Genomic DNA, 25228 nt, shown 5'->3' on the forward strand with positions numbered 1-25228 from the left:
GGCCCATAGAACGGTCAGACGTCATCACCGACATCCGGCAAGGAGCCTGAAATGCACGGTCGAACCCGAAGTACCCTCCTGGCGTCAGCCGTTCTGGCGGCGGCACTGCTGCTGAGCGCCTGTTCCTCGGACGACTCGGCGCCCAGGGTGGCCGGGGACAACGGCACGAAGAAGGCCGGACAGCAGGACGGTGCCGCCCTCCGGCAGGCCTGGGTCGCCTGCATGCACAAGCAGGGGCAGACAGACGTCGAACAGGACAAGGACGGCAACATCACCGTCCCGGCGTCCAACGTCGACGGCGCGTCGGCCGAGGAGTACGAGAAGGCCGCCAAGGTCTGCGACGCCAAGGTCCCCGGTGTCCAGCAGGTCACCGGGAAGACCCAGGAAAAGTTCATCGCGCAGGCGCGCGCCTTCGTCGCATGCGCACGGAAGAACGGCTACCCGGACATCCCCGACCCCGACCCCCAGATGGGCATCATCACCTTCACCCGGACGACGTTCGACATGGCCAAGTGGGATGCTATCCAGCCGGCCTGCGGCAAGCTCCCGATGCCCGGCTACACGATCGGCGGATGACATGAGCCGCACCGTCAAGACCGCCGCCCCCGCCGACAGCACGCCGGCCCGGGCACGGAGGAGTCGCCGCAACGCCGTCGTCCCCCTGCTCCTGATCGCTGTGCTCGGCGGTTCGGGCGCATTCGCGCTGGCCCGGCCCTGGGAGCGCGGAGAATCCACCATCGGGCAGGCGCCCGTCGCCCACGACGTCGTCGCGGTCGAAAAGGGCTCGCTCTCCACCGGCATCCAGGCCGGCGGAGCACTCGCCTTCGACCATCCCACTCCCGTCGTCGCCACGGGCCGGGGCACGCTCACCGCGCTGCCCGCCGTCGGCACCGTCGTCAAGACGGGCGGCAGGCTCTACGAGGTCGACGGCCGGCCCGTGGTGCTGCTGAAGGGCGCGCGGCCGATGTGGCGCGACCTCGGCCCAGGGGCGGCCGACGGCCCCGACGTCGAGCAGCTCAAACGCAATCTGATCAAGCTCGGCCACGCCGAGGGGCTCGGTCTGGCGGCCGACCGGAAGTTCACGCCGGGCACCGCCACCGCGGTCAAGCGCTGGCAGAAGGCGCTCGGCGTGCCGCAGACCGGCACGGTCACGCTCGGCAGCGTGGTCATGCTGCCGCAGGCGACCGTACGCGTACAGCAAGTGGGCGCGCAGCTCGGCGCGGCGGTCGGGACCGCCGCGGTCCTGACCGTGACCAGCACGGATCTGGTGGCGACGGTGCAGCCCGCCGAGAACCAGCTCTCCCGGTTCAAGCCCGACGGCAAGGTGACCGTGAAACTCGCGGACGGCGGCACGGTCAACGGCCGCATCCGCTCCCTGCTCCGTGGCGGCGCAGGCGGCGGGGAGGGCGGGCCGGGCGGCGACAGCGGCGACAGCGGCGGCGGCTCGGACAAGACCACGGTCACCGTCGCATTGGACGCCCAGGGCCTGGCCAGGAAGTCCGGCCCCTCCTCGGTGGTCGTCAGCGTCGTCGGCGACAGCGTCAGCGACGCGCTCATCGTGCCGGTCACCGCGCTGCTCGCGCTGGACGGCGGTGGCTACGGCGTGAAGGTGGCCGACGGAGCCGACGCCACCGCCGCCCGGCTGGTCAAGGTGCAGCTGGGGCTCGTCGCCGACGCCAAGGCGCAGATCTCCGGCGGCATCCGGGCCGGCGACCAGGTGGTGGTCCCGAAGTGACGGTCTCTCAGCCACCGGGCGACGCCCCGGTCCTGGAGCTCTCCGGTGTCGTCAAGGAGTACCCGGGCTCGCCGCCGCTGCGCATCCTGCACGGCATCGACCTGACCGTCGAGGCGGGCGAACTCCTCGCCGTCGTCGGCCCGTCCGGCTCCGGCAAATCCACCCTTCTCGCGCTGCTCGGCTCGCTCGACCGGCCCACCGACGGGCGGCTGCGGTTCGAAGGGCTCGACCTGTCCGGCCTCTCGGACCCCGAGCTGGCCGCCTTGCGCGCGCACCGGATCGGCTTCGTCTTCCAGCAGTTCTTCCTGTTGTCCGGACTCAGCACGGTCGAGAACGTCGCCACCGGCCTCCTCTACAGCGGCGCGCCGCTCTCCGTGCGCCGCGCCCGCGCCGTCGAAGCGCTCCGCGAAGTGGGGCTCGGCCACCGGCTCGGCCACCGTCCCGACCAGCTCTCCGGCGGCGAGAAGCAGCGGGTCGCCATCGCCCGCGCGCTGGTCGGACGCCCCGCACTGCTGCTCGCCGACGAGCCCACCGGAGCCCTCGACAGCGTCTCCGGAGCATCCGTCGTCGACCTGCTGCGCACCCTGAACGCCGACGGCACCACAGTCGTCGTCATCACCCACGACCGCGACCTGGCCGCGTCCTTCCCCCGGCGCATCGGCATCCACGACGGCCGCATCGACTTCGACGAACGCGGCGCGCACCCGGCGGGAGCGGCCCTGTGACGTCCACCCTGCGCCGCACCCGGCTGCGTCCGACGGACCTGCTGCGCCTCGGCATGATCGGTCCGCGCACCCGGAAGATGCGCTCCGCGCTGTCCGCGCTCGGCATCTCGCTCGGCATCGCCGCCGTCATCGCGGTGACCGGCATCTCGCACTCCAACCAGGCGCACCTGCTCGAACGGCTCGACCAGCTCGGCTCCAACCTGCTCACCGTCGCCCCCGGCAAGGGGCCCGACCAGAAGCCGGTGCCGCTGCCGCCCACCGCCGAGAAGATGCTCGCCAACATCGCCCCCGTCCAGCAGGTCACCGCGACCGGGGCCACCCGGGCCCACGTCTACCGCAACGATCTCGTACCGGCGGAACGGACCAGCAGCATCAACGTGCTGGCCGCTCGGCTCAATCTGCTCGGCGTCCTGCGCATGGACATGAAGAGCGGGCAGTGGCTGGACACGGCGAGCGAGAACCTTCCGGTGACCGTCCTCGGCGAGCAGGCCGCGCAACGGCTCGGCGTGGGCGCGCCGGGCGAGCGGGTGTGGCTGGGCGGGCAGTGGTTCGTCGTCGGCGGAATCCTGGCGCCGAACGAACTCTCCCCCGAGCTCGGCACCGCCGCCCTGGTCGGCTGGCCACAGGCCACCGCCCATCTGGGCGCGGACGGCACCGCCGCCACCGTCTACCTCAGGACGTACCCGGAACGCGTCCCCGACGTGCAGGCGGTGGCCGGGGCCACCGCGGACCCCGCCAACCCGAGCACCGTCGCGGTCAGTCGCCCGTCCGACCTGTACACGGCCCGCACCGAGGCGAAGAACGCCCTCACCGGGCTGGTCCTCGCCCTCGCCGGAGTCGCCCTGCTCGTAGGCGGCGTCGGCATCGCCAACACCATGGTGGTGGGCGTGATGGAACGCCGTGGCGAGATCGGACTGCGCCGCGCGCTGGGCGCCCGAGGCGGCCAGATCGCCGCGCAGTTCCTGCTGGAGGCCGTCCTGATGGGCTTCATCGGCGGCGTCGGCGGCCTGCTCGTGGGCGGCCTCACCGTCTACGGCTACGCGTTCACCCAGGGCTGGCCGGCATCGATCCCGCTCTACACGGTCGTCGCCGGACCGCTGGTGTCGGTTCTGGTCGCCGCTGTGGCCGGAATCTATCCGGCGCTGCGTGCCGCCGGAGCGTCCCCGACGGACGCGCTCCGCTCGGCCTGACGGCCCGCACGCCGCCCCGGAGGGGCCGGTGCGGACGAGGCCGCACCTCGGCAGAACCTGCCCGACCGCCACCGCGGAGATCACCGCGGTCATAGGGCCTCTCGTTTGGATCAGGCCGGGCTCGCGGGGCCTGGCACGCACGCTCGCCGCGTTGTCGTCACTCGCCAGGGCTCCTTCCCCAAGCTCTCAGCTGCGTTCGAGCAGGGGAGGCCCCATCCGACTCCCTCCTCCGCCTTGCGATCGCACGCACCAGGTCCCGCTCCCTGATCCGGCCTGATCCAAACGAGAGGCCCTAGTCCGAAGGGCTGATCACGTTCATCCACCTCCTGCTGTTAGCCTGCTCTTGCATATAGGTTGCAATAACAACAGGACAGCAGCTGGAGGTTCGACCCCATGGCCACGTACACGCTCCCGGAACTCCCGTACGACTACGCGGCGCTCGAACCGGTCATCAATCCGCAGATCATCGAGCTCCACCACGACAAGCACCACGCCGCCTACGTGAAGGGCGCGAACGACACGCTGGAGCAGCTGGAGGAGGCGCGCGGCAAGGAGGCCTGGGGAGCGATCAACGGGCTCCAGAAGAACCTCGCGTTCCACCTCTCCGGCCACATCCTGCACTCGATCTACTGGCACAACATGACCGGTGACGGTGGCGGCGAGCCCCTCGCGGCGGACGGTGTCGGTGACCTCGCGGACGCGATCACGGAGTCGTTCGGCTCGTTCGCCGGCTTCAAGTCCCAGCTGACGAAGGCTTCGGCGACCACGCAGGGCTCTGGCTGGGGTGTCCTCGCGTACGAGCCGGTCAGCGGAAAGCTGATCGTCGAGCAGATCTATGACCACCAGGGCAATGTCGGCCAGGGCTCCGTCCCGATCCTGGTCTTCGACGCCTGGGAGCACGCCTTCTACCTCCAGTACAAGAACCAGAAGGTCGACTTCATCGAAGCCATGTGGCGCGTCGTCAACTGGCAGGACGTCGCGAAGCGTTACGCGGCCGCCAAGGAGCGCGCCGACGTGCTGCTGCTCGCGCCCTGACGGCGAGGCGCACGAACGTCCTGCCTCGTGATCGTCTTCTCAACCTTCACCGGGCAGGCGGATGAAGGGGGGACCCTCACCTGGACGTGACAGGTGAGGGTCCTTCTGTCGTGTTGTGCGGCAGGGGCAGGAAGTGGGGTCAGAAGGCGGGATCAGGAGTCGGGATCAGGAAACGGGGGCATGCTTCAGCAGCGTGCTCAGCACCGGCTCGGCATGCGTCCAGAGCACCGACCCGCCCGCGTCCGGCACCAGGTGCCGGACGGCGCCCGGGATGCGCGAGGCCAGTCCGGCCCCGTGGTCGGGCGAGTGACCGGTGTCCTTCTCCCCGTACCAGAGGTCCACCGGTACGTCGATGTCCGACAGTTCGATGTCCCAGCGGCCCATGGCCAGAACCGTGTCCCGGGCATAGCCTGCGGCGGCCCCCTGCGCGAAGGCTTCGTCGAGCGCGCGCCGGTAGGCGGCCGCGAACGCGGGCTGCCGATAGACGGCGAGGTCGCACTCGGGACTGCCGGACATGACCATGTCCCACATCGCCTGCGCGGTGAATCCGGCGAAGACCTGCTCGGCGGCGGCCGGGTCGGACACCGCCAGGCCGACGAGGCCCCGCAGGTCGTCCGGCAGCGCGTCGGCGAAACACGGCGCGGCGATCTCGTCCGCGCCGGAGACCACCGCGAGCGCGCCGACCACCCCGGCAGCGGCGCAGGCGAGGGCGAAGGGCGCACCCTGCGAGTTGCCGACCATCAGGGGCCGCCGCCCCAGGCCGCGCAGGGCGGCGAACGCGCGGATGTCGTCGGCGAAGTCCCCGAAGGTGCGGCCGGGCCGGGGCGAGGAGGCGCCCAGACCCGGGCGGTCGAGCGAGATCAGCCGCACCCCGAGACCGTCCACCACCTCACCGCCGAACCCGAGATGCCTGCTGGTGGCCGCCCCCGGCGACAGCAGCACCGGCACCCCGTCCTCCGGCCCCCACTCGGCCCAGCCCAGCAGCCGCCCTCCCGGCAGCTGCTCGGTACCGATACGAACCGGATCAATCACGTGCAAAGTCATATGCCTGATCATGACCGGATCCGCCGACCGCGTCGAAGGGATTTCCGCCGGCCCCGGACCGGTCCGCTTCAGGGGGCGGCGGTGTCCGGCCAGGAGATGTCGGTCTCGGCCGGCGCGGCATAGTCGATGCCGGGCACGGCGAACCCGTACAGGCGCTGCACTTCGGCGTGGAACCAGCCGAGGTCGGCGAGTTCGGTGATGTTCTCGGTGGTGGCGGCGTTCCACCGCTCGGTGACGGCCGCCTGGACAGCGGGATCGAGTTCCCAGGTGTCCAGGCGCACCCGCCCTTCGTCGTCGAGGTCGAGCGGGCGGACACCGGTGAGCCGGTCCCACAGGTCGGTGAGCTGCCCGATCGGCGGGACCATGGCGTCGCCGAGGACGCCGCGGAGCAGCCCGACGTAGAGGGCGATGCCGGGGATCGCGGTCGAGGACTGGGTGACGGCGGCCGCGTTGACCGAGGTGACCGCGCGCCCGTCGACCAGTTTCGCGAGCCGCTCGTCGAGGGTGCGGGCGGTCTGTTCGAGGTGGGACTTGGCGGCGCCGATGGTGCCCTGCCGGTAGATCGCGGCCGTCAGGGGGGAGCCGATGTAGGAAAGAGCGGCGGTGCTGAAGCCGTCGGCGAGCAGCCCGCGGTCGGCGAGATGGTCGATCCACCGTTCCCAGTCCGTTCCCCCCATGACGGCGACGGTCTGCTCGATGTCGTCGCCGTCGGCCGGCTGCGTCTCGGCCTCCCGCACCTCGCCGGCGCCCCGGTCGTCGAAGACCAGGGTCTTGGTGGTGTACGCCTCGCCGACGGGCTTGAGGACGGACGCATAGGTGGTCCCGGTGTCGGGGTCGGTACGGCGCGGGGCGGCCACCGAGTAGATCAGGTGGTCCAGACGGCCGCCGAAGCGCTCCTCCAGCACCTGGGCGACCTGGTGCTTCATCTCGTCGGAGAACGCGTCCCCGTTGAGGAACACCATGTCGTGACCGTGCCGCCGGGCGAGTTCGGCGGTCGCGGCCGTGCGGTACCAGCCGGCCGTACCGGTACGGCGTCCGGGGGCCTTCTCGAAGCAGACCCCGATCCCACGGATGCCTGCCCGGGCGAGACCGGCGATCGTCGCGGCCAGCCCGTACCCGGCGGAGGAGCCGATGACCAGCGCCACGGGCGCCCGGTCCGGCACCCGGGAAGGAGCGGGAACGGCCTGCCACATGTCCTCCACCAGGCGCTCGCAGCCGGCCGGGTGGGAGTCGAGGAAGAGGAAGCCTCGGTTCTTGGGGGCGATGACGCGTTCGCTCATGGGCTCGGGTCCTTCGGGTCGTCACGGACGAAAAGCGGCGGCGACGCGGAGGCCCGCACCACACCCTGCAATTCTGCGACGGCACGAACACGGACGGTTGCCTCGTCAGGCACAGTAATGTCCAGCCGCTCTTGGAGGCTTTCCACCACTCCATGCGGCCATCGCCACGGCGTCCAGCTCGGGGTGGCGGCCGAAGCCGGCAAGCAGGTCCGCGCCGTGCGCCACCGCGTTGAGCCGGCCGGGCGTCTCGTCGTGGCCGCGCGGATCCTGCTCCGCCGGGTACCCGTTCGGGCAGCCGGCGCCCCGCTCGGCGCGCCCTACCGGCCGTCGGTGACCAGCGCCATCATCAGCCCGTCATACCCCTTGCTGCCGACCGTCTGCAGAGCGGTCGCGCTCAACGTCGGTTCGGCCGCGACGAGTTCGGTGAAGCGGCGCACGCCCTGCACCTTCGGGTCCTCGCTCCCGCCGTCGACCACCTCGCCGTCCCGCACCACGTTGTCCGCGATGATCAGGCTGCCGGGCCGGGTCAGCTTCAGTGACCAGGCCAGGTAGTCGGGGTTGCTCGGCTTGTCGGCGTCGATGAACACGATGTCGAAGGGTCCGTACCCCTCCGCCGCGAGTTCCGGCAGCGTGTCGAGGGCGCGGCCGACGCGGATCTCGACGACCTCCGAGAGGCCGGCCCGCTCGATGTTGGCCCGCGCGACCTCGGCGCACTCCGGGTCGAATTCGAGCGTCACGAGCCTGCCGCCCTCGGGCAGCGCGCGGGCCAGCCAGATCGTGCTGTAGCCGCCCAGGGTGCCGATCTCCAGCACGGTGCGCGCCCCTTGGAGCCTGGCCAGCAGGTGCAGCAGCTTGCCCTGGTTGGCGGCGACCTGCATGGCCGGGAGCCCGGCCTCGTCACTGGCCTCGACGGCCGCGTCCAGAGCTTCGTCCGAACCGACCAGCAGGCCGTTGAAGTAGTCGTCGACCTCGGTCCACCGTGCCAGAGTCACGACATGTTCCCCTCTCGAATGCAGGTAAGTTCCTCAAGGGAACTTATCTCATCCGAGGTGAATGCGATGATGGGCGCCATGAGCGCCCTCCCTGCCGATCCCACCGTCCTTCACCCGATGCCGGACCAGCCCCGGGTCGTGCAGCTGAAGCCCCTGATCAAGTCCGAACTGATCGAGGCAGGCGACTACTCGTACTACGACGACCCCGACGACGCGACGGCGTTCGAGACCCGCAACGTGCTGTACCACTACGGCCCGGAGAAGCTCCTCATCGGGAAGTTCTGCGCGCTGGGAACGGGGGTGCGGTTCATCATGAACGGCGCCAACCACCGGATGGACGGCCCGTCCACGTTCCCCTTCCCCAGCATGGGCGGCTCCTGGGCCGAGCACTTCGACCTGCTGACCGGGCTGCCGAGCAGGGGCGACACGGTCGTCGGCAACGACGTCTGGTTCGGCTACAACTCCCTAGTGATGCCGGGCGTACGGATCGGGCACGGCGCGATCATCGGCGCCGGCGCGGTCGTCACCGGTGACGTACCCGACTACGGCATCGTCGGCGGCAATCCCGCACAGCTGATCCGTACCCGGTACGACGAGGAAACCATCGTCCGGCTCCTGGCGGTCGCCTGGTGGGACTGGCCCATGGAGCACCTCACCCGACACATCCGCACCATCATGTCCGGCAGCGTCGACGACCTCGAAGCAGCGGCCCCGGAGGGGACATCATGACGATCACCGTTCGTGAACTGACCTACTACCCGGTCAAGGGCTGCGCCGGAACCGTGGTCGAATCCGCGCAGGTCCTCGGGACGGGCCTCGAACACGACCGGACGTTCATGGTGGTCGACGCGGGCGACGGCGCCTTCCGCAGCCAGCGCACACACCCTTCGATGGCCGCGATCAGGGTCGAGGTCCTGGACGCCGGGGCGGCGCTGGCACTGTCCGCCGAGGGTGTCGAGTCGTTGCGCCTGAAGGTCGACCGGGACGGTCCGCGCCGCGAGGTCAGCATGTTCGACCGCCCGCTCGGCGCGGCCGTCGACCAGGGGGACGAGGTCGCGGAGTGGTTCTCCGACGCGCTCGGTGCGAAGTCCCGCCTGGTACGGGTGGCCCCCGGCTTCGACCGGGACGGCTGGGGCGACACCCCCGGCAAGGTCAACTTCGCCGACGCGCACGCGGTGCTGGTCGCCTCGACGGCCTCCCTGGACGGCCTCAACGCCCGCATCACCGCCCGGGGCGACGCCGCGCCGGTGCCGATGGACCGTTTCCGCCCCAACATCGTCCTGACCGGCGACGACGAACCGCACTTCGAGGACCGGGTGCGCCGGATGCACCTCGGTTCCGTGGAACTCGCCCATTCCGTACGGGCGATGCGGTGCAACGTCCCGCTCGTCGACCAGCGCACCGGCCGCCGCGCGGGCCCTGAACCCGTCCGGACCCTTGCGACGTACCGGCGCGAGCCGGAGTACAAGAACAAGGTGAGCTTCGGCGCGAAGAACGCGGTGGTCCGCGAGGGCGTGGTGAGCGTCGGGGATGTGGTCGAGGTCGCGGAGTGGCTCGGCGCGTGAAGTCCCCGGACTTCGCCGCCCCGGCGAGGCCGTAAGGGCTGTCCGGCGGATCACGGTGTGGAGAGAGCCATGTGATCGTTCATCTGCCCCTCGTGATGCAATGTTGCTCATGGCAACACTTCTTGATAAGGCACAGACGTTCCGCTCCCTGCATGTGCCGGGCACACCGGTGGTCCTGCCCAATGCATGGGACGTGGCGTCCGCCCGGGTGGTGGCGGACGCCGGTGCTCTCGCAGTCGCGACCACGAGCGCCGGTGTCGCCTGGTCACTCGGCCGCGGCGACGGCGACCACCTGACCCGGGACCAGGCGCTTGGCGCGATCGCCCGGATCACGGCCGCCGTCGACCTGCCGGTCACTGCCGACATCGAACGCGGTTACGCGGCCGACCCGGCCGGCGTGGCCGAGACGGTGCGGGGTGTCCTTGCGGCCGGAGCCGTGGGCATCAACCTGGAGGACACCCTGCGTCCCATTGCCGAGCAGGCCGAACGGCTCGCAGCCGCTCGCAGGGCCGCGGACGAGACCGGCGTCCCGCTGTTCATCAACGCCCGCATCGACACGCACCGCCTGCCACCCGGTGACCGCACCGCTTGGCTGGACGAAACGCTCGCCCGCGCCCGCGCCTACGCGGCGGCCGGCGCGGACGGCATCTTCGTTCTCGGCACACCGGACGCCGAAACGGTCTGGACGCTCGTGTCCTCTCAGCCCTTGCCGGTGAATATCCTGGCCGGCCCCGGCTCACTCCCCGTGTCCGAGCTCGCCGAGTCGGGAGCTGCTCGTATCAGCGCGGGGTCCTCCATCGCCGAGGCAGCGTACGGGCTGGCCCGGCGAGCCGCCCACGAGCTGCTGGAGAAGGGCACGACGACCACACTGGAAGGTGGATTCGACTACGCCGTCCTCAACGCGCTGCTCCTTGCCGAACCCGCGCACTGAGACACGGTCAGGAACGCAGCCACGGTCGGATCGCCGCCACGGTGACCGTGCGCTGCCGTCGTACGGCTCGGGACCGGCCAGCCGTACGCCTGCACCGCGCGGGCGGGGCCGCCGTGATCAACTGGTCCGCGCGCCCCATGCGGACCCTGCCCGTGGGGGCGGTCACCACGATTCCTTGTCCTTGTCCTTGTCCTTGTCCTTGCCGAGGGACTCCCCGAGGTGGGCCATGACGGCCCAGATGATCGCCTTCCGGCACGGGTTCAGGCCCTTGGTCTCGATGTACAGGGTGTTGTCCCCGCCGACCCGGTAGTTCTCCCGGCGGCCGTCCGCCTTGAGCTTGAGGCCTTCCATGCGGCGCCGCAGGTGGGGAACGGTGACGCCGACCTGGTGGTCGTCCACGGTCACCCGGGTGACCTCGTCCCACGGGATCTCGTCCGCGGCGCCCTTGACGTACAGGTACGTGTTGCCGATCTCGATGGGGCCGTACTGGACCTTGCCGCTTTCGGTGGCGAGTTCACGCAGGTCGTGCCGTACGCGCGCCTCGACGACGCGGTCGATGATGTCTCCGAACATCGGCGTCAGGCTGCCCGGGGAGCGCAGGAAGGTACGCAGGAGTCCGGCACCGATGTCGGTCAGGAAGTAGTTGCCGGACAGATCACGGGCGCCCTGGCCGGTCGCCGTCCACAGTCGGGCGACGATCCGGTCCGAGACCGGCCGTATGGCGGACGACCCGAGATGGGTGACATGACGGGTCAGGACCACGTCGCGGAAGTCCTCCCAGCAGTGCGCCCACCGCACCTTGCGCCGGCCCCGGTAGACGATTCCGTCCTCATGCAGGATCAGCCAGGAGGCGAGGGAGTGGGTCAGCTCGTACACGCCCCAGACGAACAGCAGAAGGCAGATGATGTCGAATATGAGGTGCCCGGCGCCCGGCATGGAGTCGGGTATGCCACCGAACATCAGGAAGGCCGCCACCGGGACGGCGGTCAGGGCGAGCTTGCCCATGGTCGGCCGTTCCCGGTAGCGCGCGAGGACCGGTCCCAATTCGGCCGGATCGGCCTTCCGGCGCCGTTCATCGCTCCCTCGGCCCTGATCCGCCACGGTGAAACCTCCCTGATGATTCGTCAGACGAATGTGTGGCGCCGGGAGTTGGCAGACCCTTCCCCGTTCGTCACCGCATGACTCCGATGCTCCTCCCGCAGCCTATGCCCGCCCGGGGCCGGCCGGAGGGCCCGCTCCCCCACAGCCGTTCCGCACGGCACCCACCAGCGCGTCGCCCACATCCGTACGGAAGTACAGCACCGACCGCCCCGCTCTGCGGCGGTCGGCCAGGCCGGAGTCCAGCAGGACCCTGAGGTGGCGGCCCACCGAACCCAGCCCCTGGCCGGTCAGGGCCACCAGTTGGGTGGTGCTCTTCGGGGAGGCGAGGAGGACCAGGACCGCCGCCCGCGCGGGGCCGAGCAGGCGGCCCAGACCGTCCGGCACCCGGTCCCGGCCCGCGTCGGCCAGGGTGCCCGAGCACGGGTAGACGACCGCGTACCGCAGGGCGTCGTCATCCCAGGAGACCCAGCCGCTGCGCTGGGTGACCGGGACGAACAACAGCCGCACACCCGACAGTTGCTTCGGCGGGTAGTCGTGCGCGTTGATCTGGAGCCGGCTCCCGCCGAGCCACCGCATTCCCGGACGCAGACCGCTCAGGGCAGCCGCCCAGCCGCCCTGGCTCAGCTGTCCGGTGCGCGCGACGACGTCCGCCTCGATGATCCGGCGGCGGCGCGGCCAGTCCGGCAGGACCGTGTGCCGCCAGACCCAGTGCAGTACGTCGGCGGCGCGCTGCGCCAGGTCGTCACGGTCCAGGAGTTCCGGGAGCGGACGGCCGCCGAGCGACACGGCCAGGTCGGCGCGGGCGCGCTCGGGCGTGGTGGCCCGGACCGGGACCAGCTCCTCCTCCAGGGACGGCGCGCCCTCGCCCGTCGGCGTGGGGGTGATGAAGTCGGCGTTCCAGCTGCCGCCGAGTGCCGCCGGTACCAGGAGGGCGGCGACCGGGTCGGCGGCCTGTCTCGCCCGGTAGGCGGGCAGATGGGCGTCGAGCCATACCCGTTCGCCGGGGTGCTCGGCCCGTCCCCATTCCAGGGCGTTCAGGGCGGAGATGGTCTCGGCGAGCGGCGACACGACAAACCGGCTCCCTGCGAGCGTGTCCGTGTTGATCTGCCACAGGCCCATGACGTTTCGCCTCCCCGCGAAACAATATCGACGTGCGGGAAGGGCCTCCGAGACTCCCCGCATGTACACCTACCGGGAACTCTTCCGTACGCCGCAGTTCGGACCGCTCTTCGCGACCAACGCCGTTCAGGTCGCGGGGTCGACGATGAGCGGGCTGGCCCTCGGCACTCTCGTCTACGCCGCGACCGACTCGCCGCTGCTTGCCGCCCTGTCCATGTTCGGCTCCTCGCTCGCCCAGGTGATCGGGGCGACCCTGCTGATGTCGGCGGCGGACCGGCTGCCGCCACGGGCCGCGATGTCCGGCATGGCGCTCGCCTTCGGGCTGGCCACCGCCGTGCTTGCCGTCCCCGGGCTGCCGCTGCCGGTGGTCTTCGCGATCATCCTGGTCGAAGGTGTGATCGCCGCCGTGGGCGGTGGGGTGCGGTACGGGCTGCTCAACGAGGTGCTGCCCAAGGACGGTTATCTGCTGGGGCGTTCCGTGCTGAACATGTGCGTCGGCCTGATGCAGATCGGCGGGTTCGCGCTCGGCGGGCTCCTGGTGACGACGTTGTCCGCGCGCGGCACGCTGCTGGTCGCGGCCGCCCTGTACCTGACCGGTGCGGCCGTCGCCCGGTTCGGGCTGGTGCGTCGGCCGCCGCGCGCCACCGGGCGGCCGTCGGTCGCCGCGACGTGGCGGACCAATGCCGTTCTGTGGTCGTCCCGGTCCCGCCGCCGGGTCTATCTCGCGCTCTGGGTGCCGAACGGGCTGATCGTCGGCTGCGAGTCGCTGTTCGTCCCGTACTCCCCGGAGCACGCGGGGCTCCTCTTCGCATTCGGCGCGCTGGGGATGCTCGTCGGGGACACGGTGGCGGGCCGGTTCGTCGCACGGCACTGGCGGGGGCGACTGGCCACGCCGTTGCAGCTGCTCCTGGCCGCCCCGTATCTGCTCTTCGCCGCGCGCCCGGCGCTCCCCCTGGCGTTCGCCCTGGCCGTGCTCGCCTCGGTCGGGTTCTCGGCGAGCCTGCTGTTCCAGGAGCGGCTGATGGCCCTGACCCCGGAGGAGCTCACCGGTCAGGCCCTCGGGCTGCACTCCTCCGGCATGCTGACCATGCAGGGCGTCGCGGCCGCGCTCGCGGGCGCCGTCGCCCAGCGGACCTCGCCGGGGACGGCGATGGCCGTGATGGCGGGGGCCTCTCTCGCGGTGACGCTGGCGCTCGCGGCGGCGGAGCGCCGGGCCGCGGGAGCGGTGGAGGACAGGGCACTTCCCGGGGTCTCGGATGGTGCCCTCACTCGATAGTTTGGGCGCGTGCCTCATCGGGCCTTCAACGGTCCCGATCGGTCTCGGTGCACCTCATACGGACACTCGGTGCACCTCACATGGGCAAAGGGAAATGCATGTTAAAGACGTATCGCACGGTGCAGTTCACGGAGTATGGCGGGCCCGAGGTTCTGCAAGTTGTGGAGCGCGAGGTGCCGCTCCCGGGTCCTGGGGAGGTGCTTGTCGAGGTCCGGGCGGCCGGGGTGAACCCGCTGGACTGGCAGCTGCGCAGCGGGGCTGTCGCGGCGATGATGCCGGTGGCGTTTCCCGCAGTGCCCGGTGGCGACGTCGCCGGTGTCGTGAGGGGCGTCGGCGAAGGCGTGAGCGACTTCGTGGCGGGTGACGAGGTCTTCGGTTCGATCGGTACGGGCGGCTGCGCCGAGTTCGTTTCGGCGCCCGCGGCTCAGCTCGCGCGCAAGCCCGCGAACGTGCCGTGGGAGGTCGCGGCCGGACTGCCGGTGGCGGTCAACACGGCCTTCCAGGCACTCGACGACCTCGGTGTGAAGGCCGGGCAGACGCTGGTCGTGGACGGCGCCGCCGGTGGTGTCGGATCCGTGGCCGTGCAGATCGCCCGGCATCTCGGCGCGACCGTGATCGGTACCGCGAGCGAGCGCAACCATGCCTATCTGCGCTCGCTCGGCGCCGAGCCGGTGACCTACGGCGAGGGGCTCGCCGAGCGGGTCCGTGCCCTCGCGCCGCGCGGCGCGGACGCGGCATTCGACACGGCGGGAAAGGGCTCGTTGCCGGAACTCGTCGATGTGACCGGCGGGCCGGAGCGCGTGGTCACCATCGCCGACCACCGGGCGGAGGAACACGGCGTGCGCTTTGTGTTCGCCGGCGCCGGTGAGATCCGGGGGCGCCTTGAGCGGGCAGCCGCGCTGGTCGTGGCCGGCGAACTCACCCTGTCGGTGGCGCGCACGTACACGCTGTCCGAGGCGGCCGACGCCCACCGGGAGAGCGAAGGCGGCCACGTACGCGGCAAGCTCGTCGTCGTGCCGGGCTGACGCCGACGCTGACGCCGACCTGCCGGGTGTTCCCGGTACGCCCGTACCGGGCCCCGGCAGGAGGTCAGTGCGGCGTGAACGTGTACTCCAGCAGCGGCAGTTCGCGGCCGGGGATCGAGCCCGATGGAATCGCCCCGATCCGTACCGCGCCCATCGCGAGGTAGAACGGCTCCGCGTTCGGGTCGGCGTCGATGGTCAGGCGTACGAAGCCGAGGCGGCGGGCCTCCGTCATGGTGTGCTCGAACAGGAGGCGTCCGATGCCCCGGCCGATCGCGTCCGGGGCGACGAACATCATGCCGAGGGCACCCTCGGGCGGGGCACCGTCCAGAGTGGTGAAGCCCAGGACGCGGCCGTCCTCCTCGGCGACCGTCGTGCGGCGGGGGCCGATGTCGGCCGGGTGCAGGGTGAGTTCGTCGCGGCAGGCGGCGAGGAACGCCTCGTCGTAACCCCAGTGGGCCTTCGATGCCAGTGCCAGCTCGGTCAGCTCCCCCGCCTCGGTCCTGTGCGCCGGTCGTACGTCCATGTCCGCCCCGTTCCTCGGCTCTGTTCCTGCGGCAGCTCGCCGCACCCGTTGTACGCGTGGGCCGCACGGGTGCGGGGCCGGACGGCGGCCCGGCCCCGCACCCGGTCGCCCGGATCAGTCGAAGACCGGGCCCTGCGTACGGGTCCGCTTGATCTCGTAGAAGCCGGGGATCGACGCCACCATCAGCGTGCCGTCCCACAGCTTCGCCGCCTCCTCGCCCTTCGGGGCGGGGGTGACGACCGGACCGAAGAAGGCGATCTGCTCGCCGTTCGCGCCCGGTACGGCGATGACCGGGGTGCCGACTTCCTGGCCGACCTTGTCGATGCCCTCCTTGTGGGAGGCGCGCAGCTCGGCGTCGTAGGCGTCGGAGTCCGCGTACTCCGCGAGCTCGGCGGGCAGGCCGACATCCCCGAGCGCGGCCACGATCGCCTCGCGGGTCGGGCCCTCGCCCTGGTTGTGGAAACGCGTGCCGAGCGCGGTGTACAGGGGGCCGACGACCTCGTCGCCGTGCTTCTGCTGGGCGGCGACCACGACGCGGACCGGGCCCCACGCGTTCTTCAGCCGGTCGCGGTACTCCTCCGGCAGCTCGTCGAGCTTGTCCTCGTTGAGGACGGCGACGCTCATCACATGCCAGCGGACCTCGACGTCACGGACCTTCTCCACCTCCAGCATCCAGCGGGAGGTCATCCACGCCCAGGGGCAGCCCGGGTCGAACCAGAAATCGACAGGGGTCTTGCCGGTCGCCATGCTGTTATCGGACATTTCTCTCCTCGTGAGGGCGTTCGCGCCTGTGCGCGAGAACGCCTCGGACGCACCGGCCATTCCCGTATACCGGGCCGAGTAGCGGCATGGGAGGATCAAACTATTCGAACGTGACACAAAGGAGTGCACCCGTGCCCGGTGAGAACCTGTCCCGCGACGAGGCCCGCGTACGGGCCGAGCTGCTGACGGTCGACAGTTACGAGGTCGGCCTCGATCTGCGTTCCGCCGTCGGTGGGCCCGACGAGGCCGGCGCCGGCCCGCGGACCTTCCGCTCGGTGACGACCATCCGGTTCCGCACCGCGCGGGCGGGGGCGTCGACCTTCGCGGACCTGGTGGCGCCGAGCGTGAACGCGGTGACGCTGAACGGCCGGCCGCTCGACCCCGCCGTCGTCTTCGACGGGACGCGGGTGGCACTGGAGGAGCTGCCGGAGGGCGAGAACGTCCTGGTGGTCGACGCGCAGTGCGCGTACAGCCGGACCGGCGAGGGCATGCACCGGTTCGTCGACCCGGAGGACGGCGAGGTCTACCTCTACACGCAGTACGAGCCGGCCGACTCGCGGCGGGTCTTCACGAACTTCGAGCAGCCCGACCTGAAGGCCCCCTTCCGCTTCGAGGTGACCGCGCCCGAGAGCTGGACGGTCTGGAGCAACGGCGCGGAGGAGTCCCGGGAGGGCGAGGTCCGGCGGTTCGCCGAGACGAAGCCGATCTCCACCTACATCACGGCGATCGTGGCCGGTCCGTACCACTACGTCACCGACTCCTACAGCCGTACGTTCGAGGACGGCACGACGCTGGAGATCCCGCTCGGCGCGCTGTGCCGCAAGGGGCTCGCCCGGCACTTCGACGCGGACGACGTCTTCCTCATCACCAAGCAGGGCCTGGACTTCTTCCACGACAACTTCGACTACCCGTACCCGTTCGGGAAGTACGACCAGGCGTTCGTGCCCGAGTACAACCTCGGCGCGATGGAGAACCCGGGCTGTGTCACGTTCCGCGAGGAGTACATCTTCCGCGGCAAGGTGACGCAGGCGTCGTACGAGAGCCGCGCCAACGTCATCCTGCACGAGATGGCCCACATGTGGTTCGGCGACCTCGTCACCATGCAGTGGTGGGACGACCTGTGGCTGAAGGAGTCGTTCGCCGACTTCATGGGCGCGTTCTCCATGGTGGAGTCGACCCGCTTCAAGAACGGCTGGATCACCTTCGCCAACAACCGCAAGTCCTGGGCGTACCGCGCCGACCAGCTGCCGTCCACGCACCCGATCACGGCCGATATCCGTGACCTGGAGGACGCCAAGCTGAACTTCGACGGCATCACCTACGCCAAGGGCGCCTCGGTCCTGAAGCAGCTGGTGGCGTACGTGGGGCGGGAGGCGTTCCTGGAGGGCGCCCGGCGCTACTTCAAGAAGCATGCCTACGGCAACACTCAGCTGGGCGACCTGCTGTCGGTGCTGGCCGAGACGTCCGGGCGGGACATGACCGCCTGGTCGCGGTCGTGGCTGCAGACCGCGGGCGTCAATTCGCTGACCCCGGTGGCGACGTACGACTCGGCGGACCGGATCACGGAGCTGGCGGTCCTCCAGGAGGCGGCCGAGTCCCACCCGGAGCTGCGGCCGCACCGGGTCGCGGTCGGGCTGTACCGGCGCGCCGCCGACGGCGGCCTGGTGCGGTACGCCCGCGCCGAGGTGGACGTGGCGGGGCCGCGCACGGTGGTCGGGGAGCTGGCGGGGGCCGAGCGGCCCGAGCTGATCCTGGTCAACGACGACGACCTCACGTACTGCAAGGTCCGCTTCGACGAGGTGTCCCTGGCCACGCTCCGGGAGCACCTGGGCGACATCACGGACCCCCTCGCGCGGGCGCTGTGCTGGTCGGCGCTGTGGAACCTGACCCGGGACGGGCTGATGCCCGCCCGTGACTTCGTCTCCCTCGTGCTGGCCTTCTCGGGCCGGGAGTCCGACATCGGTGTGCTCCAGATGCTGCACGCCTGGACCCGGACCGCGCTGGAGCAGTACGCGGCGCCCGGGTGGCGCGAGGAGGGCGCCCGGGCGCTGTCCGAGGGTGCGCTGCGGGAGCTGCGGGTCGCCGAGCCGGGCAGCGAGCACCAGTTGGCGTGGGCGCGGTTCTTCGCGTCGGTCGCCGACTCGGATGCGGACTTCCAGCTGCTGTCCGGGCTGCTCGACGGTTCGGCGCGGATCGACGGGCTCGACGTCGACCAGGAGCTGCGGTGGGCCTTCCTGTCGCCGCTGGCGGCGCACGGGGTGGCCGACGAGTCGGTGCTCGACGCCGAACTGGCCCGCGACGACACGGCGTCCGGGAAGCGGCACCAGGTGCGGTGCCTGGCCTCGCGCCCCTCGGCCGCGGTCAAGGCACAGGCATGGGCGGGGGTCGTGGAGTCGGACGCGCTGTCCAACGCGTTGGTGGAGGCGACGATCAACGGCTTCGATCAGTCGTCGCAGCGGGAGCTGCTGGCTCCGTACGCGGGCAAGTACTTCGACGCGATCGAGCGGGTGTGGGCCGAGCGCTCGATCCAGATCGGGGTGATCGTGGTCAAGGGCCTGTTCCCGGCGCTCCAGGCCGATCCGTCGACGCTGGCGGCGACGGACGCGTGGCTGGCCGCCCACGAGGACGCGGCGCCGGCGCTGCGGCGGCTGGTGCTGGAGGCACGGGACGATCTGGCCCGGGCGCTGCGGGCGCAGGAGTGCGACGCGACGGCGGGAGCCGGGGCCGTGGCCTGACGGACGCATCCGGGGCCGGGCGCCCCGGCTCCGTCCTCATTCGCCGGACGGGCTGGATCTTCCGGCCCGTCCGGGGGTCGGGCATCGTGGAGGCGCCCGGCACCGCAGCAACGGCTCCGTCCTCGGACGCCGGACGGGCTGGGTCTTCCGGCTCGTCCGGGGCGGGCGTCCGGGTGAGCGGTCTGCGGGTGGGACGGGCCTTTTCGGCTGTCGAACGTGCGTACTTTAGGACGGCGTTGTCCTGAATTGTCGACGGGTGTGTAACAGGGGTTAACACCGCGACCGCACGCGGGAAACCCCGGAGCATGACCCAGAACACCCCGCTCTCCCCCCGCCACCTCCCGATCACCGGCGAGGCCCGTCAACGAGTGCTGTCCGCGGCGCAGTTGAGGGCGCACGGTGTGTCCGCCGCGGAGGCCGCCGCGCAGTGCAGGACCGGCGGGCCGTGGCAGCAGCCGCTGCCCGGCGTGTACGTCCTGCACCCGGGACCGCCCACCGGCGAGGAGCGGCTGCGCTCCGCCCTCCTGTACGCCGGACGGCCACCGGCCTCCGGCCGCCGTCCGGACGCGGGCCCGGAGTCCGGGTACGGCGAGGCCATGCTCACCGGGCTCGCCGCGCTCGCCCTGCACGGGTTCGCCGCCGCGCCGCCGCCCGCGTCGGCGGCCAGTATCGATGTGCTGGTGCCGCGCACCCGGCGGCTGCGCTCGGTCCGGTACGTGCGTCTGGTGCGGGCGGCCGAGCCGCCCCGCCCCGGGGAAATGCGCGGCCTGCCCGTGGCACCGGTGGAGCGGGCGCTCGCGGACGCGGTCGCCGGGCTCGGGGGCGCCGCGGCCGTTCGCCGTCTGCTCACCGAGGCGATCCGCGACGGGCACTGCGAGCCGGCCGCCGTCGTGCGTGAACTGAGCCGGGCCGGGGTGCTGGACCGCCCCCACATGGTGGACGCCGTCGACGCGCTGCTCGCCGAGGGCCGGGTGCTGGCGGAGAACCGGCTGTACGACACGGTGCGGTCGTACGGTCTGCCGGAGCCACTGTGGAACGTGGACCTGCGGCTGCCCGGCGGCCCGTATCTCGGCGGGGTGGACGCCTACTGGCCCGAGCATGCGGTCGCCGTGGTGCTCGACACCAGGGCGCCCCGGCACAGCGGGCCCGGCGACGACCGGCACCAGGAGGAGTACGAGGCGCGGTGGCCCGCGTACACCGCCGAGCGGGAGCACCTGGAGCGGCTCGGCATCACTGTCGTCCCTCTTTCCCCGAAGAGGCTCCGCGACGCCGGGGAGCAGCAGGCGGTCGTGGTCCGTACGGCACTGATGGCGGCGGCCGACCGCGAACCGGCCGCGTACGTGATGATCCTGCCTCGCTGAAGTCGGGCCCCAGGGACCTCTTATCGCCCCATTCGTCCCTGATGGCGCATCAGGCCCCCTGGCGGAAGCCCGCCATGTCCACATCTCGCCCCCCACAACTCTCCACAAACCCCTGTCATTTACGAAAGGGTGAGCGGTCATCCGGTACCGAATTCCGGACCTTCTCTTTCACTTCAGGGATGCTGATGACCACCGAGTCCCCCAGTTCCATACCCGGGGCGAGACGCGCGGCCCGAGTCGCGGCTGCCGCCGGCCTGGTGGCCGCGCTGGCCGCCACCGGCGCCGCCCCGGTCTTCGCCGCCGACGACCCCGCCCCCGCCCCGGTCAAGTCCGCCGCCAAGGACACCACGGCCGACAAGCTCGGCACGGCCGACGCCGACATCCTGGCCAAGGCCGAGGCCGAGGGCGAGAAGAACATCACCATGATGGTCGCCACCGCTCCCGGTGCGACCGAGCAGGTCACCAAGCAGCTGGACGCCGTCAAGGGGTCCGTGCTGGGGCGTGCGTACGACAAGCTCGGCTACGTACGGGCCACCGTGCCCACCGCGTCCGCCGAGGCGGCCATCAAGGCGGCCTCCAAGCTGTCGTCCGTCCACGGCATCGATCTCAAGCAGGAGATCAAGCTGGACGACCCGACGCCCGCGGCCGACCGCGCGGCCGGGACCGCGGCGAAGACGAGGTCCACCGGCTCCTACCCGGCGCCGGGCAGGAAGACCCCGGCGAAGAACCCGTACAACCCGTCCTTCGAGACGGGCGCGGTCGACTTCGTCGCGCAGCATCCCAAGGCCGACGGCCGGGGCGTGACCATCGGCATCCTCGACTCGGGTGTCGACCTCGGTCACCCGGCGCTCCAGAAGACCACCACCGGCGAGCGCAAGATCGTCGACTGGGTGACGGCCACCGACCCGGTCAGCGACGGGGACGGCACCTGGCTGCGGATGACGGACGCCGTGTCCGGCCCGACGTTCACGTACGAGGGCCGCACGTACAAGGCGCCCAAGGGCTCGTACAAGATCAAGCTGTTCGCCGAGGCCGTCACCAAGGGCGGCGACATGGCGGGCGACCTGAACCGCGACGGTGACACCACCGACGTATGGGCCGTGCTCTACGACCCGGTCACCGGCACCACCCGCGTCGACCTGAACAACAACGGCGACTTCACCGACGACACCGCCCTGAAGCCCTACAAGGAGAAGCACCAGGTCTCCTACTTCGGCACGGACGACCCGCGGACCGATGTCGTCGAGCGCATCCCGTTCACCGTGGAGACGCGCAAGAACGTCGTGTACAACGCGGCCGGCGACACGTCCGACTACGTGAACATCGGCGTTATCGAGAGCGAGCACGGCACCCACGTCGCGGGCATCACCTCCGCGAACGGCCTGTTCGGCGGCAAGATGAACGGTGCCGCGCCCGGTGCGAAGATCGTCTCCTCGCGCGCCTGCACCTGGTCCGGCGGCTGCACCAACATCGCGCTCACCGAGGGCATGATCGACCTCGTCGTGAACCGTGGTGTCGATGTCGTCAACATGTCGATCGGCGGCCTCCCGCCGCTCAACGACGGCAGCAACGCCCGCGCCGCGCTCTACAAGCGGCTCATCGACATGTACGGCGTCCAGCTGGTCATCTCGGCCGGAAACGACGGCCCGGGTGTCAACACGATCGGTGACCCCGGCCTCGCCGACCACGTCATCTCCGTCGGCGCGTCGATCTCCAAGGAGACCTGGGCCGCCAACTACGGCTCGAACGTCACCAAGCAGTACGACATGATGCCCTTCTCCTCGCGCGGTCCGCGTGAGGACGGCGGCTTCGCGCCGATCCTGACGGCCCCGGGCGCGGCCATCAACACCACCCAGACCTGGCTGCCCGGCAGCCCGGTCAAGGAGTCGGGCTACTCGCTCCCGGCCGGCTACTCCATGCTGCAGGGCACCTCCATGGCCTCGCCGCAGGCCGCCGGTGCGACCGCGCTGCTGCTGTCCGCCGCGAAGCAGCAGCACATCGAGCTGCCCCCGGCCGATCTGCGCACCGCGCTGACCAGCACCGCCACCCACATCAAGGATGTGCCCGCGCACGCCCAGGGCTCCGGTCTGATCAACATCATCGGCGCCTGGAAGCAGATCGAGAAGCAGGGCTCCCCGGCGCACGAGTACTCGGTGAAGGCCCCGGTCGACACCGCGCTCGACCTCGCACTGAAGACCCCCGGCTTCGGCACCGGCCTGTACGACCGCGAGGGCGGCCTGAAGGCCGGCCAGGCCAAGTCGTACGACGTCACGATCACCCGCACCACGGGCCCGGACAAGGCCGTCAAGCACAAGCTGTCGTGGAAGAACAACGACGGCACCTTCAAGCTGACCGGTCCGAGCACGGTCTCGCTGCCGCTGGGCAAGCCAGTGACCGTCAAAGTCCAGGCGAAGCCGGGCAGCGCGGGCGTGCACAGCGCGATCCTGCGGGTCGACGACAGCAGGACCGTCGGTGTGGACCAGCAGATCCTCACCACGGTGGTCGTCTCCAAGGAGCTCGTGAAGCCCGCCTACGCGTTCAAGGCGTCCGGCTCGGTGCAGCGCAACAGCACCACGTCGTACTTCCTGACCGTTCCGGAGGGCGCCAAGACCCTTGAGGTCGCGATGAGCGCGCTGCGCTCGGGCAGCCAGACCCGCTTCATCTCGCTCCACCCGTACGGGGTGCAGATGGAGGACAGCTCCACGATCTTCTGCTACCCGAACTACGAGAACCCGGCCAACACCTGCCGGCCGGACGTCCGCTCCTACAAGGACCCGCAGGCGGGCGTCTGGGAGATCGAGGTCGAGGCACGGCGTACGTCGCCGCTGCTGGACAACCCGTACAAGCTGGACGTCTCGCTGCTCGGTGCGACCTTCGACCCGGCGGTGCAGACCATCGCCGAGGCAAAGATCGGTACGCCGGCCGCGGTGAACTGGAAGGTCACCAACGACGCGGGCAACCTGGAGGGCGCGCTCAAGGGCGGCTCGCTGGGCTCGGCCAAGGTCGACAAGCCGTCGATCAAGACGGGCGACGAGCAGGAGTTCGAGGTCACCATCGGTGAGGGCGTCGAGAAGCTGGACGTCGCCATCGGCGGTACGTCGGACGCCAACGCGGACCTGGACCTGTACGTCTACCGGGGCGACACCGAGGTCGGCAAGTCCACCACGGCCGGCTCCGAGGAGTCGGTCAGCCTGGCGAAGCCGGCCGCCGGTACGTACACCGTCGTGATCGACGGCTACAGCGTTCCGGCCGGGACCACCACGTACGACTACCGCGACGTGTACTACGCACCGTCGCTCGGCACGATCAAGGTCGACGAGTCGAAGGCCGTGAACCTGGCCAACGGCGCCTCGGCCCAGATCGGTGCCGAGGTCTCCGTCGCCGGGACGGCCCCCGAGGGCCGGCAGTTCTTCGGCGAGGTCCACCTGGTGAACGGCCGCGGTACCGCGGCGGGCACCGGCAGCGTCGTGATCGAGAAGGTCACGCCGTAGCAGTGACCACGGCGCAGTGACCACGGCGACCGCGGTCGCCGTGTGATCCGTACGACACGCACGACACGCACGACGGTGGGGCGGGCGCTCTGTGGAGCGCCCGCCCCACCGCTGTGTCCGCCGCCTGCCTGGCGGGCACTGTCCGTACCGCGGACAATCGATTGGACAAGGAAGCCGTGGACATACGCATCATGGATCGGCAACCGTGCCAGTTCGTACGTTTGAAGGAGTCCCTGTGAAGGTCGGAATCGTCGGCGCCACCGGTCAGGTCGGCACAGTCATGCGCAGGATCCTGGCCGAGCGGAAGTTCCCGGCCGACGAGCTGCGGCTGTTCGCCTCCGCGCGCTCCGCCGGCTCCACGATCGAATGGCAGGGCCGGGAGATCACCGTCGAGGACGCCTCGACGGCCGACTACTCCGGGCTGGACATCGTGCTGTTCTCGGCCGGCGGCGCGACGTCGAGGGCGCTCGCCGAGAAGGTCGCCGCGCAGGGCGCCGTCGTGATCGACAACTCCTCCGCCTGGCGCAAGGACCCCGAGGTTCCGCTGGTCGTCTCCGAGGTCAACCCGCACGCGATCGCGAACCGGCCCAAGGGCATCATCGCCAACCCGAACTGCACCACGATGGCCGCCATGCCCGTGCTGCGCCCGCTCCACGACGAGGCCGGTCTCCAGGCGCTGACCGTCGCCACCTACCAGGCGGTGTCCGGCTCCGGCCTGGCCGGTGTCGCCGAGCTGCACAGCCAGGCGTCCAAGGTCGTCGCCGAGGCCGACAAGCTCACCCACGACGGCGGGGCCGTCGACTTCCCCGAGCCGGACGTCTACAAGCGCCCGATCGCCTTCAACGTGCTGCCGCTGGCCGGCGCGATCGTCGACGACGGCTCCTTCGAGACCGACGAGGAGCAGAAGCTCCGCAACGAGTCCCGCAAGATCCTGGAGATCCCGGAGCTGAAGGTGTCCGGCACCTGTGTCCGGGTGCCGGTCTTCTCCGGCCACTCGTTGCAGATCAACGCGCGTTTCGCCCGTCCGGTCGGTGTCGAGCGCGCCTACGAGCTGCTGAAGGACGCCCCGGGCGTCGAGATCTCCGAGATTCCCACCCCGCTCCAGGCGGCCGGCCAGGACGCCTCGTTCGTCGGCCGGATCCGGGTCGACGAGACCGTGGAGAACGGCCTCGCGCTCTTCGTCTCCAACGACAACCTGCGCAAGGGTGCGGCGCTGAACGCGGTGCAGATCGCGGAGCTGGTGGCGGCGGAGCTGAACGGCTGACACGCCCGCGTACGAGCTGACACGCCCGCGTACGAAAGGGCGGCCACCGCGTCCGGTGCGCGGTGGCCGCCCTT

Annotated in this window: 21 protein-coding genes; 14 read left to right on the forward strand and 7 right to left on the reverse strand. The window is 70.9% G+C overall.

Annotation, left to right across the window (positions count from 1 at the left end):
* Positions 1–51: 51 nt before the first annotated feature.
* From ACF08M_RS00810 to ACF08M_RS00830, 5 genes are all read left to right on the forward strand, one after another.
* The gene (locus ACF08M_RS00810; protein ID WP_392183085.1) at positions 52–576 is read left to right on the forward strand and encodes a hypothetical protein; all 525 of its coding nucleotides are present in this window, start codon (positions 52–54) and stop codon (positions 574–576) included.
* Position 577: 1 nt separating this feature from the next.
* Positions 578–1735, forward strand: coding sequence for a peptidoglycan-binding protein (locus tag ACF08M_RS00815; protein WP_392183086.1), 1158 nt, complete (start codon positions 578–580; stop codon positions 1733–1735).
* A complete protein-coding gene (locus ACF08M_RS00820; protein ID WP_392183087.1) occupies positions 1732–2460 on the forward strand; it encodes an ABC transporter ATP-binding protein in 729 nt (242 codons plus the stop codon). Before ACF08M_RS00815 ends, ACF08M_RS00820 begins: the two co-directional genes overlap by 4 nt.
* A complete protein-coding gene (locus tag ACF08M_RS00825) occupies positions 2457–3650 on the forward strand; it encodes an ABC transporter permease (protein WP_392183088.1) in 1194 nt (397 codons plus the stop codon). The genes ACF08M_RS00820 and ACF08M_RS00825 overlap by 4 nt, the downstream gene beginning before the upstream one ends.
* A 393-nt stretch (positions 3651–4043) precedes the next feature.
* Positions 4044–4685 carry a superoxide dismutase gene (locus ACF08M_RS00830; RefSeq protein ID WP_392183089.1) on the forward strand — a complete coding sequence of 214 codons (642 nt, stop codon included), beginning with the start codon at positions 4044–4046 and terminating at the stop codon, positions 4683–4685.
* Positions 4686–4850: 165 nt separating this feature from the next.
* Here ACF08M_RS00830 and ACF08M_RS00835 read toward each other — a convergent pair whose 3' ends face one another.
* The 3 genes from ACF08M_RS00835 to ACF08M_RS00845 form a co-directional block, all read right to left on the reverse strand.
* Positions 4851–5729, reverse strand: coding sequence for an alpha/beta fold hydrolase (locus ACF08M_RS00835; RefSeq protein WP_392183090.1), 879 nt, complete (start codon positions 5727–5729; stop codon positions 4851–4853).
* 68 nt (positions 5730–5797) lie between these two features.
* Entirely contained in the window at positions 5798–7009 is a 1212-nt protein-coding gene (gene fabV, locus ACF08M_RS00840; RefSeq protein WP_392183091.1) for an enoyl-[acyl-carrier-protein] reductase FabV, read from the reverse strand.
* Positions 7010–7326: 317 nt separating this feature from the next.
* On the reverse strand, positions 7327–8001 hold the full coding sequence (locus ACF08M_RS00845; protein ID WP_392183092.1) for an O-methyltransferase: 675 nt from the start codon (positions 7999–8001) through the stop codon (positions 7327–7329).
* 78 nt (positions 8002–8079) lie between these two features.
* Between ACF08M_RS00845 and ACF08M_RS00850 the strand changes: the two genes are divergently transcribed.
* The 3 genes from ACF08M_RS00850 to ACF08M_RS00860 all read left to right on the forward strand — a co-directional run bounded on the left by ACF08M_RS00850 (position 8080) and on the right by ACF08M_RS00860 (position 10497).
* Positions 8080–8730 carry a CatB-related O-acetyltransferase gene (locus ACF08M_RS00850; RefSeq protein WP_392183093.1) on the forward strand — a complete coding sequence of 217 codons (651 nt, stop codon included), beginning with the start codon at positions 8080–8082 and terminating at the stop codon, positions 8728–8730.
* Positions 8727–9566 (forward strand): MOSC domain-containing protein, encoded by an 840-nt coding sequence (locus ACF08M_RS00855; protein ID WP_392183094.1) that lies wholly within the window; start codon positions 8727–8729, stop codon positions 9564–9566. The genes ACF08M_RS00850 and ACF08M_RS00855 overlap by 4 nt, the downstream gene beginning before the upstream one ends.
* Positions 9567–9675: 109 nt before the next feature.
* Positions 9676–10497, forward strand: a complete 822-nt coding sequence (locus ACF08M_RS00860) for an isocitrate lyase/phosphoenolpyruvate mutase family protein (protein ID WP_392183095.1) — start codon at positions 9676–9678, stop codon at positions 10495–10497.
* 162 nt (positions 10498–10659) lie between these two features.
* Here the strand turns inward: ACF08M_RS00860 and ACF08M_RS00865 are convergent, their stop codons facing one another.
* Both ACF08M_RS00865 and ACF08M_RS00870 read right to left on the reverse strand, forming a co-directional pair.
* Positions 10660–11598, reverse strand: a complete 939-nt coding sequence (locus tag ACF08M_RS00865) for a hypothetical protein (RefSeq protein WP_392183096.1) — start codon at positions 11596–11598, stop codon at positions 10660–10662.
* Positions 11599–11700: 102 nt separating this feature from the next.
* Positions 11701–12717 carry an ArsR/SmtB family transcription factor gene (locus ACF08M_RS00870; RefSeq protein ID WP_392183097.1) on the reverse strand — a complete coding sequence of 339 codons (1017 nt, stop codon included), beginning with the start codon at positions 12715–12717 and terminating at the stop codon, positions 11701–11703.
* 61 nt (positions 12718–12778) lie between these two features.
* Between ACF08M_RS00870 and ACF08M_RS00875 the strand changes: the two genes are divergently transcribed.
* Complete coding sequence (locus ACF08M_RS00875; protein WP_392183098.1) at positions 12779–13993, forward strand: MFS transporter; 1215 nt, start codon at positions 12779–12781, stop codon at positions 13991–13993.
* Between the two features lie 98 nt (positions 13994–14091).
* A complete protein-coding gene (locus tag ACF08M_RS00880; protein ID WP_392183099.1) occupies positions 14092–15018 on the forward strand; it encodes an NADP-dependent oxidoreductase in 927 nt (308 codons plus the stop codon).
* A 64-nt stretch (positions 15019–15082) separates the two neighbouring features.
* Here ACF08M_RS00880 and ACF08M_RS00885 read toward each other — a convergent pair whose 3' ends face one another.
* Both ACF08M_RS00885 and ACF08M_RS00890 read right to left on the reverse strand, forming a co-directional pair.
* On the reverse strand, positions 15083–15541 hold the full coding sequence (locus ACF08M_RS00885; RefSeq protein WP_392183100.1) for a GNAT family N-acetyltransferase: 459 nt from the start codon (positions 15539–15541) through the stop codon (positions 15083–15085).
* Positions 15542–15655: 114 nt separating this feature from the next.
* Positions 15656–16303 carry a DsbA family protein gene (locus ACF08M_RS00890; protein WP_392183101.1) on the reverse strand — a complete coding sequence of 216 codons (648 nt, stop codon included), beginning with the start codon at positions 16301–16303 and terminating at the stop codon, positions 15656–15658.
* A 131-nt stretch (positions 16304–16434) separates the two neighbouring features.
* Here ACF08M_RS00890 and pepN point away from each other — a divergent pair, with 131 nt between their 5' ends.
* From pepN to ACF08M_RS00910, 4 genes are all read left to right on the forward strand, one after another.
* Positions 16435–19038, forward strand: a complete 2604-nt coding sequence (gene pepN / locus ACF08M_RS00895) for an aminopeptidase N (RefSeq protein WP_392183102.1) — start codon at positions 16435–16437, stop codon at positions 19036–19038.
* A 305-nt stretch (positions 19039–19343) separates the two neighbouring features.
* Positions 19344–20399: a hypothetical protein gene (locus tag ACF08M_RS00900; protein WP_392183103.1), complete on the forward strand. Its 1056-nt coding sequence runs from the start codon at positions 19344–19346 to the stop codon at positions 20397–20399.
* Between the two features lie 179 nt (positions 20400–20578).
* Positions 20579–23890 carry a S8 family serine peptidase gene (locus ACF08M_RS00905; RefSeq protein ID WP_392183104.1) on the forward strand — a complete coding sequence of 1104 codons (3312 nt, stop codon included), beginning with the start codon at positions 20579–20581 and terminating at the stop codon, positions 23888–23890.
* A gap of 235 nt (positions 23891–24125) precedes the next feature.
* Positions 24126–25154: an aspartate-semialdehyde dehydrogenase gene (locus tag ACF08M_RS00910; RefSeq protein WP_392183105.1), complete on the forward strand. Its 1029-nt coding sequence runs from the start codon at positions 24126–24128 to the stop codon at positions 25152–25154.
* Positions 25155–25228: the final 74 nt, after the last annotated feature.

Source organism: Streptomyces sp. NPDC015032, assembly GCF_043080425.1.
Classification (GTDB): domain Bacteria; phylum Actinomycetota; class Actinomycetes; order Streptomycetales; family Streptomycetaceae; genus Streptomyces.